Here is a 16,782-nt window from a genome sequence, read left to right as displayed (position 1 = left end):
TTCGATACTGGGGCCGCTTCGCGCCCCCAATGGGCTCGATACCTCAGAGCACCATCGCCGCCAACCACCCGAAGGCCAGCAACGGCAGGTTGTAGTGGATGAAGGTCGGCACCACGGTGTCCCAGATGTGGTGATGCTGCCCATCCACATTGAGCCCCGAGGTCGGCCCCAAGGTCGAGTCCGAAGCGGGCGAACCGGCATCGCCCAGCGCCCCGGCGGTGCCGACGATGCACACGGTGGCCAGCGGATCGAAGCCCAGTTGCACGCACAGCGGCACGAAGATCGCCGCCAGGATCGGCACCGTGGAGAACGACGAGCCGATCCCCATGGTCACCAGCAGCCCCACCAACAACATCAGCAAGGCGCCGATGCCCTTGCTGTGGTCGATCCACCGCGCCGACGCCTCCACCAGGCTCTTCACCTCGCCGGTGGCCTTCATCACCTCGGCGAAACCCGAGGCCGCGATCATGATGAAGCCGATCATGGCCATCATCTTCATGCCTTCGGTGAACAGGTCGTCGGTGTCCTTCCAGCGCACGATGCCCGACAGCGAGAAGATCAGGAAGCCCACCATGGCGCCAATGATCATCGAGTCCAGCCACAGCTGGATGATGAACGCCGCGGCGATGGCCGCGCCCGCCACCAGCAAGGTCAAGGGGTTGTAGCGCACGCTGACCTGCTCGACCTGCTCGATGCGCGCCAGGTCGTAGTCGCGCTTGCGACGGTAGCTGAAGAACACCGCCAGCAGCAGGCCCGCGAGCATGCCCGCGGCGGGGATGGCCATGGCCTGGGTGACGTTGACCCCGCTGACATCCACGCCCGCGCGGCTGACGTTGGCCAGCAGGATCTCGTTGAGGAAGATGTTGCCGAAGCCCACCGGCAGGAACATGTACGGGGTGATCAGGCCGAAGGTGATCACACAGGCGATCAGCCGGCGGTCGATGCGCAGGCGGGTCAGCACGTACAGCAGTGGCGGCACCAGCAGCGGGATGAAGGCGATGTGGATCGGCAGGATGTTCTGCGACGAGACCGCTACCACCAGCATCAGGCCGATCAGCAGCCACTTGAGCGAGCTGCCATTGGCATGCCCCTGGCGGTCGATCACCGCCAGGGCACGATCCGCCAGGGCATGGGCCAGGCCCGACTTGGCGATGGCCACGGCGAACGCACCCAGCAACGCATACGACAGCGCCACCGTGGCGCCACCGCCCAAACCACTGTTGAAGGCCTTGAGCGTGCCCTCGGTGCCCAGGCCGCCGACCAAGCCACCGACCAGTGCGCCGACGATCAGGGCGATGACCACATGCACGCGGGACAGGCTCAATATCAGCATGATGCCGACCGCGGCAATGACTGCATTCATGGTGTGGATTACCTCGTTGCGACAGACAAAAAGCGGGCGCACCGGCGACAGGCTACGGGCAGGCAGCGGCCGGGCGTGGGGATGTTGTTATGAAGGGCGCACACTCTGAAGCAGCGGCCGGCGGATGTCAAAGCCCTCTGCGCCGCGACAGGGCAGCAAGCCGGGGTGATTCAATTGAACGTTTGAATAAAGAAAACGCCCATCCTGCCGAAACACTGTTCACCCCAAGACCTCTTACAAGGGATTCGCCCAATGCCTTTGCGACAACTGTCCATCCAGTGGAAGATCACCCTGCTCGCCGGCCTGTGCCTGGCGGGCATCGTCACCTTGCTGGTCGGCCTTTCGCTGTACCGCATGGCGCACAGCTCCGACCTGGTCAAGGCAAGCAGCATGCAGATGCTCGGCGAGGCGGCCCAGGCGCGCATCGCGTCGCAAGGCGAGGTCCAGGCCCTGAACATCAGCCGCCAGTTCATGGATGCCTACCAGTACGGGGCTGGCTTCGCCCGCCAGGTGCTGTTCCTGCGCGAACAGGCCGAAAAGCGTTTCCTCGACGCCTACGACCTGCGCGAAGACCTCACCCGCCAGGTGCGCACCGCCCTGCAGGCCAACCCGGATCTGCTCGGCCTGTCCCTGGTGTTCGAGCAAGGCGCCCTGGACGGCAAGGACGAGCTGTTCACCGGCCAGAGCGAACTGGGCAGCAACGAGACCGGGCGCTTCTCCCTCTACTGGTCGCAGCCGCGCGCCGGCCAACTGACCGCCATGGCCCTGCCCGAGCAAGACTTGGCCAACACCGAGGTCGGCCCCAGCGGCGAGCCGCTCAACAACTGGTGGGCCTGCCCGCGCAGTACCCGCAAGGTCTGCGTGATCGAGCCGTACTTCTACCAGATCGATGGCCAGCAGGTGCTGATGACCAGCATCGTGTTCCCGCTGATGGTGGCCGACAAGGTGATCGCCACCCTCTCCGTCGACATCAACCTCAACAGCCTGCAGGCCTTGAGCCAGGCCGCCAGCCGCAGCCTCTACGAAGGCCGCACCACGGTCGGCATCCTCAGCCCCGCAGGCCTGCTGGCCGGCTACAGCGCCGATGCCAGCAAGCTGGCCCAGCGCCTCGAGCAAGCCGACCCGGCCCAGGGCGCCGAGCTGGTGCGCAGGCTCGCCGACGGCAAGCTGCAGGTCCTGGCCGACCAGCAGCGCCTGAAAGTGCTGGCCGCCTTCGCGCCGATTCCCGGTGCCCGGCCATGGGGCGTGCTGCTCGACGTACCGCAAAGCGCCCTGGCCGGGCCGGCCGAGGCGCTGGAGCGGGAGCTCGATGCACTCAACACCAGCGGCACCCTGCTCGAGCTCGGCCTGGGCCTGGCGGCGGCGCTCGCCGGCCTGCTGCTGATCTGGCTGATGGCCCGCGGGGTGACCCGGCCGATCCTCGACGTTGCCGCCATGCTCAAGGATATCGCCAGCGGCGAAGGCGACCTGACCCGCCGCCTGGCCTACGACAAGCGCGACGAGCTAGGCGAGCTGGCCGGCTGGTTCAACCGTTTCCTCGACAAGCTGCAGCCGACCATCGCCGAAGTGAAACGCTCGGTGCAGGCCGCCCGTGGCACTGCCGACCAGTCCTCGGCCATCGCCACCCAGACCAGCGCCGGCATGGAGCAGCAGTACCGCCAAGTCGACCAGGTGGCCACCGCCTCCCATGAAATGAGCGCCACCGCCCAGGACGTCGCCCGCAGCGCCTCCCAGGCCGCGCAGGCGGCCCGTGACGCCGACCAGGCCACTCGCGAGGGGCTGGCGGTGATCGACAGCACCACCCGCAGCATCGACACCCTGGCCGCCGACATGAGCAGCGCCATGACCCAGGTCGAGGGCCTGGCGCACAACAGCGAGAAGATCGGCTCGGTGCTGGAGGTGATCCGCTCGATCGCCGAGCAGACCAACCTGCTGGCGCTCAACGCCGCCATCGAGGCCGCCCGCGCCGGCGAGGCCGGGCGTGGGTTCGCCGTGGTCGCCGACGAGGTACGCAACCTGGCGCGGCGTACCCAGGAGTCGGTGGAGGAAACCCGTCAGGTCATCGAGGCCTTGCAGGCCGGCACCCGCGAGGTGGTCGGCGCCATGGACAACAGCCACCGCCAGGCCCAGGGCGGTGTCGAGCAGGTCGGCCAGGCGGTCACCGCGTTGCAGCGCATTGGCCAGGCGGTGACGGTGATCACCGACATGAACCTGCAGATCGCCTCGGCGGCCGAGGAACAGAGCGCAGTGGCCGAGGAGATCAACAGGAACGTCGCGACCATCCGCGACGTCACCGAGTCGCTCTCCGGGCAGGCCAACGAGTCGGCGCGGGTCAGCCAGTCGCTCAACAGCCTGGCCAACCAGCAGCAGGGGCTGATGGACCAGTTCCGCGTCTGAGGCAGGCCCGCCAGGCCCATGGGCCTCGTCGTCTACACTTGCCCGGACCCAAGGAACGGCTACCGACGAGGCCTCGATGAAGAAGACGACAACGCTGTTGGCCGGCCTGCTGCTGGCGATAGGCTTGGCCAGCACCGACACCGCGGCGGCTTGGGCTGCGCCGTCAGGGGCCTGCGCGCCCCGGCATGCTGGATCGACTTCATCTCTGCCATTCGGGGGCGCTTCGCGCCCCCGAATCATTGAAGCGCCACAGCCTCAGGCAATGGCAGCATCGACCAATACCTGCGCCTCCTGCACCAAGCGCTGCAGATGCGCCTCGTCGACGAAGCTCTCGGCATAGATCTTGTAGATATCCTCGGTCCCGGACGGCCGCGCGGCGAACCATCCGTTGGCGGTCATCACCTTCAGCCCACCGATGGCCTGCCCATTCCCCGGTGCATGGCTGAGAATCCCCTCGATCGCCTCGCCAGCGAGCTCGGTGGAGGTGACCTGCTCCGGTGCCAACTTGCCCAGCAGGGCCTTCTGCCGCGCATCGGCCTTGGCTTCGACACGGGTAGCGAACGGTCGGCCCAGCGCCTCGGTGAGGTCCGCATAGGCCTGGCTCGGGTTGCGCCCGGTGCGGGCCGTCATCTCCGCCGCCAGCAATGCCGGGATCAGGCCGTCCTTGTCGGTCGTCCACACCGAGCCATCGCGACGCAGGAACGACGCCCCGGCACTCTCCTCGCCACCGAAGCCCAGCGTCCCATCGAACAGCCCCTGGGCGAAGAACTTGAAGCCCACCGGCACCTCATGCAGCTTGCGCCCCAGGCGTGCCGTGACACGGTCGATCAGGCCGCTGCTGACCACGGTCTTGCCCACTGCGGCATCGGCGCGCCACTGTGGCCGGTGGCGGAACAGGTAGTCGATGGCCACCGCCAGGTAGTTGTTCGGCTGCAAGAGGCCGTCGGGGGTGACGATGCCATGACGGTCGTGGTCCGGGTCGCAGGCGAAGGCCACGTCGAAGCGCTCGCGCAGGCCGATCAGGCCCTGCATGGCGTGGGGCGAGGACGGGTCCATGCGGATCTGCCCGTCCCAGTCGACGGTCATGAAGCGGAACGTCGGGTCGACCTCGGTGTTGACCACCTCCAGGTCCAGGCGATAGTGCTCGGCGATCGCCTGCCAGTAGCGCACCCCTGCCCCGCCCAGCGGGTCGACGCCCAGGCGCAGGCCGGCCTTGCGGATCACCTCGAAGTCGATGACGTTGGCCAGGTCGGCCACGTAGCTGTTCACATAGTCATGGCGCTGGGTGGTGCTGGCCTGCAATGCCTGGGCATGGTCCATGCGCTTGACGCCCTCGAGCCCGGCGGCCAGCAACTCGTTGGCCTTGGCCTCGATCCACTTGGTCACGTCGCTGTCGGCCGGGCCGCCATTGGGTGGGTTGTACTTGAAGCCACCGCTCTGTGGCGGGTTGTGCGACGGAGTGATGACGATGCCGTCGGCCAGGCCTCGCTGGCGGCCACGGTTATGGCAGAGGATGGCATGGGACACCGCCGGCGTCGGCGTGTACTCGTCGTCCTTGGACAGCATCACCTGCACGTCGTTGGCCGCCAGCACCTCCAGGGCACTGGCCGCGGCCGGGGCGGACAGTGCGTGGGTGTCGGCACCGACGAACAGCGGGCCGTCGATGCCATTCTCCTGGCGGTACAGGCAGATGGCCTGGGTAATGGCCAATACATGGTGTTCGTTGAAGCTCAATTCCAGTGACGTGCCACGGTGCCCGGAGGTGCCGAAGGCCACGCGCTGAGCCGCCACGGCAGCGTCGGGGCGGCCGGTGTAATAGGCGGTGAGCAGGCGGGGGATATCGACCAGCACGCTGGCCGGAGCCGGCTTGCCTGCCAAAGGACTGAGCGTCATGCAAGAACCTCGAGATCAACGGGATGTAGGTGTTGGAACGCGCAGTGTACTGGGAGTTGCAAGCCTGTGCGATGACGCTTGCGAAGCTTAGGGCCGCTGAGTCAAACCGCCTGCCACCAGCCTGGGAACATCTGCTGCACCCGTGGCTCGGCGAAGCGCTCATCGATCAGCAGCAGCACGCCACGGTCCTGGTCGCCCCGGATGACCCGGCCAGCAGCCTGGATCACCTTGCGCACGCCAGGGTAGAGATAGGCATAGTCGAACCCCGCGCCGAACTGCCTGCCCAGGCGCAGCTTGAACTGTTCATTGACCGGATTGACCTGGGGCAGGCCCAGGGTGGCAACGAACGCCCCGACCAAGCGGGTGCCCGGCAGGTCGACACCTTCGCCGAAAGCGCCGCCCAGCACGGCGAAGCCGATGCCCTGCCCGTCGGCCACGAAGCGCGCGAGAAAGGCCTCGCGCGCGCCCTCGTCCATGCCCGGCGCCTGCTCCCAGCGCGGGATGTCGGGGTAGCGCTCGGCCAGCAGCCCAGCGACCTGCCCCAAATATTCGAAACTGCTGAAGAACGCCAGGTAGTTGCCGGGCATCCGCCGATACTGCCCGGCGATCAGCTCGACGATCGGCGCCAGCGACGCCTGGCGTTCGCGATAACGGGTCGACACCTGGCTGACGATACGCACCTCGAGCTGTTCGGCACGAAACGGCGCGGCAACCTCCAGCCAGGCGGTGTCGGGCGGCATGCCCAGCAGGTCGGCATAGAAATGCCGGGGGCCAAGGGTCGCGGAAAACAGCGCCACGCTACGCGCCGCACGCATGCGCGGGCCCAGCAACCGGGCCGGGACCACATTGCGCAGGCACAGGGTAGCCAGGCGGCGCTTGCGTGGCCCGTTGCGCAGGCTGATATCGAAGATGAAGTGCTCGTCGAACAGCTCGGCGACCCGGGTGAACTGCAAGACCTGGAAAAAGAACTGCAACAGCGCGGGATCCACCTCGGTGGGTGCCTGCTCGAGGCGCTCCTGGATCAGCCCGATGCAGTGCTGCAGGCTACGTACGAAGGCCTCCGGCAACTGCTCGACGGCCTGGTACGGCGCCCGTTGCGCTTTGTACAGGGCGTTCCACTGCCGGTTCAGCCGGTCCAGGGCACTGCCCAGCCCAGCCGGCTTGCCCTGGCGCAAGGCCTGCAACTGGCCCTGGTCGAGGCTCGCGCTGTACATGCCACGGCCCCGCTCGACCAGGTTGTGCGCCTCGTCCACCAGCACCGCGACCCGCCACTGGTTGGCCTGGGCCAACGCGTGCAGCAAGGCGTGGGCATCGAAGTAGTAGTTGTAGTCGGCCACCAGCACATCGACCCAGCGGGCCATCTCCTGCCCCAGGTAGTAAGGGCAGACCTGGTGCGCCAGGGCCACCTCGCGCAAGCCTGCGCGATCCAGCAATGGCTGCTGCGAGGCGGCCTCGCGGGCAGCCGGCAGGCGGTCGTAGAAGCCCCTGGCCAACGGGCACGACTCGCCATGGCAGGCGCTGCCCGGGTGCTCGCAGGCCTTGTCGCGGGCGATCAGCTCGAGAGTGCGCAAGGCCGGTTGCGGCGTGGCTCGGGTGATCTGCTTCAAGGCATCGAGGGCCAGCGCCCGACCTGGGGTCTTGGCGGTGAGGAAATACAGCTTGTCCAGTTGTTGCGGCACCATGGCCTTGAGCAGCGGAAACAGGGTGCCGAGGGTCTTGCCGATGCCGGTGCTGGCCTGGGCCATCAGGCAGCGGCCGGTGCTCACGGCCTTGTACAGGGTCTCGGCCAATTGACGCTGGCCCTGGCGGAATTGCGGGTAAGGAAAGCCCAGGGCCTGCAGGCCCTGGTCGCGCTCGGCGATGCGTCGCGACTGCGCCTGGGCCCAGGCGAGAAACGCCTGGCACTGGGCCTCGAAAAAGCGCTGTAGCTCTGCTGCACGGTGTTGCTCGCTGATCAGAGTCTGGCGGTCGCTGTCCACGTCCAGGTACACCAGCGCCACCTCGATCGCCTCCAGTTGCCGGGCCTGGCACAGCAGCCAGGCATAGACCTTGGCCTGGGCCCAGTGCAATTGGCGATGGTTGGCCGGCTGGCGGCCCAGGTCGCCCCGGTGGGTCTTGATCTCCTCCAGGCGGTTGAGCTCCGGGTCGTAGCCGTCGGCCCGACCACGTACCCGCAGGCCCGAGTAGTGCCCTTCGAGGGCTATTTCCGCCTCGTAGCCCTCCCCCCGCCGGGCCGCCACCCGACGATGACCGGCAATCCCCTCCTGGGCCGTGGGCGATGGCGTGAAGCGCAAGTCAAGGTCGCCGACCTTGGCGCTGAACTCGCACAGGGCACGGACGGCCACGGTATAGGTCATGCCGCCGCCTCGCGCCAGCGCACATGGCATACCGCTACCGGCAGGCCGTGCTCACGGCAGAAATCCAGCCAGCGCAACTGGCTGTCCTGCAAGCGATCGCCGGGGCCCTTGACTTCGACCATGCGATAGCGCCCCTGCTGCGGCCAGAACTGGATGAGGTCGGGCATGCCGGCACGGTTGTTGCGGATGTCCTGCAACAGGCGCAGGAAGCACTGCTTCAGGTGCTGCGCCGGCACGCAGGCCAGGGCCTGCTCGAGCAATGGGTCGGTCAGCATCGACCAGGCCACGAAGGGTGACTGCACGCCCTGCTTGGCCGTGAAGCACTCACGGATGGCCTGGCGATGGCTGCCATCGTCGAGCCGGCCCAGGCAGGCGTCGAACAGTGCGCCACGGCGTTGCTGGAAATCGGCGTCGAGCAGGTCCTGCGGTGCCGCCTGGAATGGGTGGAAGAAAGCACCGGGCACCGGCGCGAAGATCGCGTCCCAGCACAGCAGGCCAAACAGGCCGTTGAACAGGGTGTTCTCCACGTAATGGGCCTCTCCCCCCTCCTGCTCCAGGTGCAGGCGCACGGCCTCCTCGACACCCAGCCCGGCCTGCTCGGCGGGCAGCTCCAGTTCGATCAGTTCCAAAGCCGCAGGGCGACGGCGGGGTTGCGCCGGCCCGCCGAGCTTGCGCGCCAGGCGCGGCAGCATGCGCTCCAGGGCCTGGGTTTCAAGAGGGTTGCCGGGCGCCTCGGCCATTTCCAGCGCCAACGCCTGGGCCTGCGCCCAACGAGCGCTACGCTCCAAGACCCGCACCTGGCGGATCCGTGCTTCAGGGTGCTGGCTGCGGGCATATACCGTCAGGGCCAGCTCCCAGTCACCCATCCGCTCGCAGTGCTGGCCCAGGCCGAACAGCAGGCGCGCACGCCGCCGGGCCAGCCACGGCGTGTCGCTGTGCAGGCCATCCAGCGCCGCCAGCACCGTGGCCGGGGCCTCACCCTGCTCCAGGCCTTCGGCGCAGGCATGCAGGGCCATCGCCAGGTCGACTTCGGCGCGCTGGTGCCAGGCCCGGGCATCGGCAGCGAACGGCACCTGCTCGTAGCGCAGCAGGCCCAGGTCGGCAAGGACGAACTCCGACCAGTCCTGGTACAGGTTGCCGAAGAACAGCAGGCGCAGACGGTCGCACAGCGGCTGCAGGCGCCAGTGCAGGATGCGTGGGGCAAACCCCGGGAACCATTCGCCCAGGGGCCTGGCCGCCAGCTCCAGCGGCAGCAGTTGCGCCAGCAGGTCGGCCTTGGCCGCCCGCGGTCGCTCCAGTTGCGCGGCGAAGCACTGTGCCAGTTCGTCCTTGCGCAGCAGGGCGAACACCTGCTCCAGGGCAAGCGGCGTGTGCTCGCTGACCCAGCCCAGCGCGATCAGTGGCTGCAACGCCACGTCACAGTCGCCGATCTCGGCATACACGAGCCTGTCGCTGCGAAACAGCTCGCCCTTGCGCATGACCATGCGCACCAGCAGCGCCTGGGCCGGCTCGGGCAGGCGGGCGAAGGCGTCCAGGAAGGCCTGCTCAGGGGCATCGAGCAGGTCGGCGTAGCGTTGTTCGACCCAGGCCAGCACCTGCCTGAAGTTGTGCAGGTAGTAGAGGGGATCGTCGACGGAATGGGCAATCACGGTGTTGGATCGGGCACTGGAAATGCACTGGTTATACATACAGACCAAGCGCACTGGCAAGCCCCGTGGATCAGCGGTCATGCGCCTCGACGCCCTGATGCCGGTCACTCAGGTGGCGCGTTGTCATTTTTGGGGCTGCCTTGCAGCCGCACATTCAACTGGCCGGCCTTGGTGCCTGGGCCAAGGCTCCACCCAGCGCGCGCAACGCCCTGTCCAACGCATCGCGACACTCTCCCTGCCAGATCAGCAGCAAATGCTGCCGATAGCGCCCCTGGAGGCTGAACGACCTGCCCGGCACAACCAACAAGGCCGTGCCGGCCACCGCCTCCTGGACATGCTGCAGGTCCGCCGGGTAGCGCAGGCACACCCAGAGCGCCCAGCCGCCCTGGGGCATGGCAAAGGTCAGTTGGTCGCCCAGGTACGCCTCGACCCGTTGGCACAACCGCTCCATCCCGGCTCGCAACGCCGCACGCAGTGCCGGCAGGCAGGCATCGATGTCCCCTCTTGCATAGAGGTGCGCGAGAGCCTGCTGACGCAGGGGCGGCAGCAGGAAGCCACGCCTGGCGCAGGCCTCGCCCACCCCGGCGTGGCGGCACAGCACATAGGCGTAAGGCGCCTCGGCACCGACCGTGGCCTCCAGCGTCCCCAGCACCAGCAACCTGCGCGGGGCGGCCAAGTCACGCAGGCGTGAGGCCGGCGGCCCGTCGTAGCAGTGCTCGCTGTCCAGGTCGTTTTCCAACAGCCAGGCCGGATGTTGCGCCAGCAAGGCCGCGATCGCCTGCTGATCGCCCACGGGCATGAGATGCCCGAGGGGCATGCCCAGGCACGATGGCATGACCACCAGACGCACGGGTTCGCGGTCCAGCAGGCGCGCCAGGCTGTCCAGATCCAGACCGCCGCCGGCCTCCAGCGGCACCTCGATCACACGCATCCCGGCCCGTTGTAGCGCCTGCAGCAGACGCCAGCAGCAAGGCGCAGCCACCAGTGCTGTCGCCCCACGCAAGCGCAAGGCGAGCAGCACGGTCTCCAGCAGCGCCTGTACGTCGCTACCCAGGTGGACATGCTCCGCACTCCAGTAGTGCCCGGACGACCGGGTGTAGCGCGCAGCCAGGGCATTGCGTAGCAGCGCGTCCCCTGCCCCGCGCCGGGCTGCCTGACGCGACAGGCGCCGTTCCTGGGCGAGCAGCGCGCGCTCGAGCGGTGGCGGGGACGGCATCGGCAAGGCGAAGAGCGGCCGGGCCTGTGGCCTGGGCAAGGTCACACCGGTGTCCCTGGAGCCGAATCGTACGAAATAGCCAGACTTGGGTACCGAGCGCACCCGTCCCTCGTGCTCCAGCAGGCCGTAGGCACTCTGCACCGTGGCCAGGGAGACACGCAGCCGTTGCGCCAGGTCACGCAGCGAGGGCAAGCGCCCGTCTCCATCGGGGTCGACCTGGGCGATCAGGGCCTCGAGGTAGCGGTACACCGCCTGGTAAGCGAACTCACCCCGTACTGACCGGCCCATCAAGGCGCCGCCTGACGAACCGTTTCCCAGGCCGATGACGGGCACGCCAGCCACCGCAGGTCGGCGCTGCGCCGTGCCAGGCCAGCCAGCAATCGACTGGCCGATGGCTCGAGCCGCCCCAGGTAGATCGCCTGCAGTTGCGCCAGGGACAGGCCACTGATATCCACCAGCCAGCGCTTCACCGCCTCGGGGCACGGCTTGCCCTGCAATGCCCTGTGCAGGTAAGGCAGGGCCACACGCATGCGCGGATGGCAGCACTGCACGAAGAACGCAAGGCCGCGCCCACGCTCGGCGAACGGTGCGAACAGCAGGCAGCCCAATTGCGCCTCGTCGAGACCCTGGGCTTGCAGAAAGCGCGCCCGCTCCGGCTCATGGGCCCTTTGCGCCCAGCCCCGCTGGGCCTCCCTGAGGGACAACCGTGCCGGTTGCCGCTGGGCATAACGCTCGGTCAACCGCGCCTGCAGGTGCCGCAGGCTGGCCACCAGGTGCGGCTCGAAGCAGCCCGCCAGCGCGGCCTGGCCAACCGCCTGGCATCCCAGCATACGGTCGAGCCCATCCTGCGCCAGCATGTGGCGCAACAGGTCATCGACCGCGATCACCCGCAGCGGCGCCTCGGTGTCCGCCTGCTGCGCCGGGTTAGCGGGCGGCGCCAGGGGCGCGTCGGCCAACGCCTGCAATCGCCCCAGCCCTTCGGCCAGGGCCGCCGCGCACTGCGCCAGGGCTTGCGGGGCCGGCTCCCCGGCCAGGCGCAGGACCCGCCGGCCCCAAGCCAGGTATCGGCGTCGCTGGCGTTCGGGCAGCGCCGTGACCAACGCGCTCGCCCCGCCGTTCCAGCCAAGCGCCAGGCGCACGGCGTTGGCCAGTTGCAGGTGCAGGCGGCTGCCCAGCAAGGCCTCTGGACTTCTCTCGGCCAGGTGCCCGAACAACAGCAGCGTTTCGCGCGCGCTTGCCCAGGGCCGCATCGCCACTGGGCTGCGGCTGTCGAAGGGCTGCAGGCTGTCGTCCGCCATCATGAGCAGTTCCACCCGAGGGTCGTCCTGCAGGAACAGCGCGCTGAAACAGCGCTCATGGTGACCGAGGGCCTCCTGGCCCGTGTAGGGCAGGCAGGCGACCAGCACCCGCAGGCGAAAGGTATCGGGGGTGCGCACGGCGATGCTCAGTTGAGCGGCCCGCAGGCTGGCCAGCAAATGGGCACTGCGCCGGTCGCCGCCGTGTACCACCAGCAACTGGAACCTGCCGATGTGTTCCGGCCCCCCGGCGGCTACCAGCAGGCGCTGGATCAGCAACTGCAACGAGGCACGTTGCGCCTGGGACATATGCGCGAGCAAACGTTCCAGAACTTGCTGGTAGATATAGTGCATGGCTTGATCGTGAATATTGCTCATGGGAACACTCCATGTTTCTCGACATGCCGTCTTGGCGAAAATTGTCGAGCGTGAAACACATAAAAATCAACTATCAGGACTTTTCCCACAAAGCTTTGGGAAAGTTCGAAGTGACAATATGCTGTCGCCAAGCCATTGAGAAAAACGACGTCCCCTCCCCCCTGTTTACCGCCGCCTCGCCCATACCCCAAGGCCTTCCACAGCTCATCCGGTGCTCCTTGCAATGACTATCACTCCGCCATTATCAAGCGTTGCAGCACGAATAAAAGATACAGATCAAGGGAAAAAAACCATTCAGCCCTGTCCGACTTCGACAATGCTCGGTCGAACCTGCTTTAAATTTCTTGGGAACGCGGAAAGATTGAGGACAAAAAAGAAAGAGCAGCCTTTAAATCTGTCAGCAGTTTATTTAAAGGCTGTAGGAGATATCTGAAAGCCAACATGCAAAGGGGGCAACTTCGTGCCCCCACAGACGACTAACACGTCAACGCACCCTCACCCCATGTCCAGCACGACACGGCCGCCACAAGGGCACTCGTCCATGTAGCGATGGGCCTCCACCACCTGGTCGAAGGGGTAGACCTTGACGATCTGCGGCGTCAACAGTTGGTCGGCGGTGAACTGGTTGATATCGCGCAGGGCCCGCTGCAGGGCCACTTGGTCCTGGCTGATGCCCAGCTCCGGCTTGCCGGTGAAGTTGCCGATGCAGTGCACGTAGAACTGGATGTTCTTCTGGAACGCCGCGCACGCCGGGAAGGGTGTCTGGTTGCCGCCCTGCAGGCCGTACAGCACCAGGCTGCCGCGCGGCGCCAGGACATCGCCGAGCAGCGACATCTGCGGCCCGCCCATGCCATCGAGGACCATGTCCACGCCCCGACCATCGGTGTACTTGTTGATCTGCAGCAGCAGGTCCTGCTCCTCGGTGACGATCACCTTGTCGGCTCCCAGGGCCAGCAGGTACTCGCGCTGCTCCGGCGCCTTGGTGGCGGCGAACACCTTCAGCCCCAGGGCCTTGCCCAGTTGCACGAACGCCGGCCCCGCGCAGTGGCTGGCATCGGTGACCAGGGCAGTCTGGCCAGCCTTGGCCCGGGCCAGGTCGACGTAGGCGAAATAGGCGATCAGCATCGGTGTGTAGTGAACGCTGGCTTCGATCGGCGTCAGGTTGTCGGGGTAGCGGATGATGGCCGTGCGCGGCAGGACGATGACGTCGCCATAGACCGGGTGGTCGTTGGCACTGGTGGCCGGGAAACTGGCGACTCGGTCGCCCACCGCGATGTCTTCGACCCCCTCGCCCACCGCAGTGACCACGCCGGCCATCTCATGACCGATCCCCGCCGGCAGGCGCGCCTGGGACGGCGCCAAGTTCTGCCGCCAGAGCACGTCGTACCAGCTGACGCCGATCGCCTCGACGCGGATCTGCACTTCGCCCGCCGCGGGGGATGGCTCGGGCTGCTCTTCGCAGCGGAGCACATCGGCCGCACCGAACTTGTGGAATCGGATCATGCGGGACATCGCATACCTCGCCTGTGTGAACCTCGTATTACCACGGACTTTATCCGGGCTTTCACGGTTAGACCATCAGTGGCCATTAATAGTCGACATGCCTGTCATTGATTGGGCTCCCGGCGTATCTGTGCATTGGCACCCGGAAACCGGTGCAGGGTAACAGCCTTTGGCCTTAAGATTCACCCCTGCCCCACTTTAGGCGAATAGGCGAAACGCATCGATGAACCGTAACGACCTGCGTCGCGTAGACCTGAACCTGCTGATCGTGTTCGAGACGCTCATGCACGAGCGCAGCGTGACCCGTGCCGCCGAGAAGCTGTTCCTCGGCCAGCCGGCCATCAGTGCCGCGCTGTCGCGCCTGCGCAACCTGTTCGACGACCCCCTGTTCGTGCGCACCGGGCGCAGCATGGAGCCCTCGGCGCGGGCCCACGAGATCTTCGCCCTGCTCTCGCCGGCGCTGGACTCGATCTCTACCGCGGTCAGCCGCGCCGCCGAGTTCGACCCGGCCACCAGCACCTCGGTGTTCCGCATCGGCCTGTCGGACGACGCCGAGTTCGCCCTGCTGCCGCAGTTGCTCAAGCGCATCCGGGCCGAGGCGCCGGGTATCGTGCTGGTGGTGCGCCGGGTCAACTACCTGCTGATGCCCACGCTGCTGGCCTCGGGAGAAATCTCGGTGGGCGTGAGCTACACCAGCGAGCTGCCGGCCAACGCCAAGCGCAAGGTGCTGCGCCGCAGCATGCCCAAGCTGCTGCGTGCCGACAGCATGCCCGGCAGCCTGAGCCTGGATGATTTCTGCGCCCGCCCGCATGCCCTGGTGTCCTTTGCCGGCGACCTCTCGGGCTTTATCGACGAAGCCCTCGACGAGGTCGGTCGCAAGCGCCATGTGGTCCTGGCCGTACCCCAGTTCAACGGCCTGGGCAGCCTGCTGGCGGGGACCGACATCGTCGCCACGGTGCCCGACTACACCGCCGACGCCCTGACCGCCGCCGGCGGCCTGCGTGCCGAGGACCTGCCCCTGGATGTGCGTAGCTTCGAGCTGCACATGGCCTGGCGCGGTGCACAGGACAACGACCCGGCGGAGCGTTGGTTGAGGTCGAGGATACAGATGTTCTTCGGGGATCCCGATAGTCTGTGACTGAGTTCCACTGAGAACCATAAAACCTTTAAATACATGTAGTTAGCAAAGTTTTACATCCATTGCCGTCCGTCCGAATCCACTCAATTCCGGCTTGACTGGGGGTATCTTTGGGGAACACGAAGCTCAGATTAAAAAAGATACCCCCACACCATGTCCGCCGAAAAACCGCCAGCTTTCCGCCAAAAGCTCAGTGATGCCTTCATACGTTCGCTGACCACTTCGGGCAAGTACGCCGATGGCGACGTACCGGGTCTGTATCTACAGGTGCGTGCCTCACTCAAACCTGGCAAGTCAGCCTCACGGCATTGGCGACTGAAATACCGTCTTCGCGGCAAAGAAAACGTGTTCGTGATCGGCAGGTATCCTGATGTGGGCTTGAAGGAAGCCCGTGAGCTCGCCCGTGCAGCGCGCAATAGCGTGGCCAATCACATCGATCCACTCAAAGCCAAAAAGGCCAAGATCGAAGCACAATGGCTCAACGAGGAACGTACATTCGCTTACGTGGCTGAAGAGTGGATGAATTTCAAATCTCCGGACTTGGTCCACAAGTCCATTTCAGGGTTTCGCGGTGCGCTGCGCAATCACATCCTGCCGGCCATCGGCGAAAAACCTGTCACCGAAATCAGACTCGAACACATCACCTCGATCATCAGTACGCTGCGCCGTGCCCGCACGATGGCCATGGCCAAGCGCGTGCGCACCATCATTCGCGCCGTGCTCGGCTTCGCCGAAGGCCGTGGTTGGGTCGAACGTAACGTGGCGCTGAGCAACACCGAGGAGCTCAAAATCCGCCACGTGGTCACCAGCAATCCTGCGATCGAACGACCGGCCGACTTGGGTCAGTTCCTGTTGCGCCTGGATGAACTCGACGCGAGCAGCGTGACCACCGCAATGCGCCTGCTGGTGATGCTGCCGGTGCGCCCGGGCGAACTGGTGAAAATGCGCTGGGAGGATGTTGATCTGATCAGCGCCGACTGGCGTTACGTGGTCAGTAAAACGCGGCATCTGGACAAGAGCAAACACATCGTACCACTGCCAGAGCAGGCACTCGTGCTGCTACGTGAACTGTACAAGCGCCGGGTGGTGGATGAGACCGGCAACGGTTGGGTGTTCGTCTCGCCGATCTATCCTGGCCGCCCCATCGACGCTACCTCTTTGGCCAAGTCCTACCAGCGGATCTGGCCGGAATACGCCATTACTGCCCACGGCTTTCGCGCCACCTACCGCACTATCGCCCACGAGCATTTAGGCATCGATCCGATTGTATTGGAGTTGTCGTTATCCCACCGCATGCCAGGCGCACTGGGCGCCGTGTATGCGAGGGCTCAACTACTGCCACAGCGTCGAGAGGCAGCGCAACAATGGGCAAACTTTCTGGACCAACTTCGCAAAAATGCCAGTAACGTAAAAGCCTGCGAGATGTAAGTTGAACCCCAATCAAAAGTAGAATATGTATTCATGGGTAGCACTCGGGAGTTTTAGGGATTCTCCGATCAAGTCAGCACAAGCCGCCCGACCTGTGCTGAAATAGCCCTCCGTTCAGCCCCCCAGCAAGTCTTGCCCATGAGTCAGATGAGCTTTTCCGATTTC

General features: G+C 66.1%; 10 protein-coding genes and 1 pseudogene. 4 read left to right on the top strand and 7 right to left on the bottom strand.

The annotated features are described in order from the left end of the window. Positions 1-43: 43 nt before the first annotated feature. Positions 44-1,363 carry a Na+/H+ antiporter family protein gene (locus NJF35_RS21335; protein WP_253091454.1) on the bottom strand — a complete coding sequence of 440 codons (1,320 nt, stop codon included), beginning with the start codon at positions 1,361-1,363 and terminating at the stop codon, positions 44-46. A 252-nt stretch (positions 1,364-1,615) separates the two neighbouring features. Between NJF35_RS21335 and NJF35_RS24930 the strand changes: the two are divergent. Both NJF35_RS24930 and NJF35_RS24925 read left to right on the top strand, forming a co-directional pair. Further along, positions 1,616-2,902 (top strand): annotated as a pseudogene (locus NJF35_RS24930) (HAMP domain-containing protein); the annotation flags it as partial. A 102-nt stretch (positions 2,903-3,004) separates the two neighbouring features. Continuing rightward, complete coding sequence (locus NJF35_RS24925) at positions 3,005-3,760, top strand: methyl-accepting chemotaxis protein (RefSeq protein ID WP_410896932.1); 756 nt, start codon at positions 3,005-3,007, stop codon at positions 3,758-3,760. 255 nt (positions 3,761-4,015) lie between these two features. On the opposite strand, the gene pgm is transcribed toward NJF35_RS24925, so the two are convergent. The 6 genes from pgm to NJF35_RS21300 form a co-directional block, all read right to left on the bottom strand. Continuing rightward, complete coding sequence (gene pgm / locus NJF35_RS21325) at positions 4,016-5,653, bottom strand: phosphoglucomutase (alpha-D-glucose-1,6-bisphosphate-dependent) (protein ID WP_253080224.1); 1,638 nt, start codon at positions 5,651-5,653, stop codon at positions 4,016-4,018. A 101-nt stretch (positions 5,654-5,754) separates the two neighbouring features. After that, the gene (locus tag NJF35_RS21320) at positions 5,755-8,010 is read right to left on the bottom strand and encodes an ATP-dependent DNA helicase (RefSeq protein WP_253080223.1); all 2,256 of its coding nucleotides are present in this window, start codon (positions 8,008-8,010) and stop codon (positions 5,755-5,757) included. Further along, the gene (locus NJF35_RS21315; RefSeq protein WP_253080222.1) at positions 8,007-9,659 is read right to left on the bottom strand and encodes a VRR-NUC domain-containing protein; all 1,653 of its coding nucleotides are present in this window, start codon (positions 9,657-9,659) and stop codon (positions 8,007-8,009) included. The genes NJF35_RS21320 and NJF35_RS21315 overlap by 4 nt, the downstream gene beginning before the upstream one ends. Before the next feature lie 154 nt (positions 9,660-9,813). Further along, entirely contained in the window at positions 9,814-11,163 is a 1,350-nt protein-coding gene (locus tag NJF35_RS21310; protein WP_253080221.1) for a PLP-dependent aminotransferase family protein, read from the bottom strand. After that, on the bottom strand, positions 11,163-12,548 hold the full coding sequence (locus tag NJF35_RS21305; RefSeq protein WP_253080220.1) for a hypothetical protein: 1,386 nt from the start codon (positions 12,546-12,548) through the stop codon (positions 11,163-11,165). Before NJF35_RS21305 ends, NJF35_RS21310 begins: the two co-directional genes overlap by 1 nt. Positions 12,549-13,043: 495 nt before the next feature. Next, positions 13,044-14,060: a zinc-dependent alcohol dehydrogenase family protein gene (locus NJF35_RS21300; RefSeq protein ID WP_253091452.1), complete on the bottom strand. Its 1,017-nt coding sequence runs from the start codon at positions 14,058-14,060 to the stop codon at positions 13,044-13,046. 214 nt (positions 14,061-14,274) lie between these two features. Here NJF35_RS21300 and NJF35_RS21295 point away from each other — a divergent pair, with 214 nt between their 5' ends. Both NJF35_RS21295 and NJF35_RS21290 read left to right on the top strand, forming a co-directional pair. Further along, the gene (locus NJF35_RS21295) at positions 14,275-15,189 is read left to right on the top strand and encodes a LysR family transcriptional regulator (RefSeq protein WP_225789020.1); all 915 of its coding nucleotides are present in this window, start codon (positions 14,275-14,277) and stop codon (positions 15,187-15,189) included. Between the two features lie 153 nt (positions 15,190-15,342). Then, complete coding sequence (locus NJF35_RS21290; RefSeq protein WP_253091451.1) at positions 15,343-16,617, top strand: tyrosine-type recombinase/integrase; 1,275 nt, start codon at positions 15,343-15,345, stop codon at positions 16,615-16,617. Positions 16,618-16,782 lie beyond the last annotated feature (165 nt).

Source organism: Pseudomonas guariconensis, assembly GCF_024127895.1.
Classification (GTDB): domain Bacteria; phylum Pseudomonadota; class Gammaproteobacteria; order Pseudomonadales; family Pseudomonadaceae; genus Aquipseudomonas; species Aquipseudomonas guariconensis_B.
This window is presented reverse-complemented; position numbering and strand designations above follow the sequence as displayed.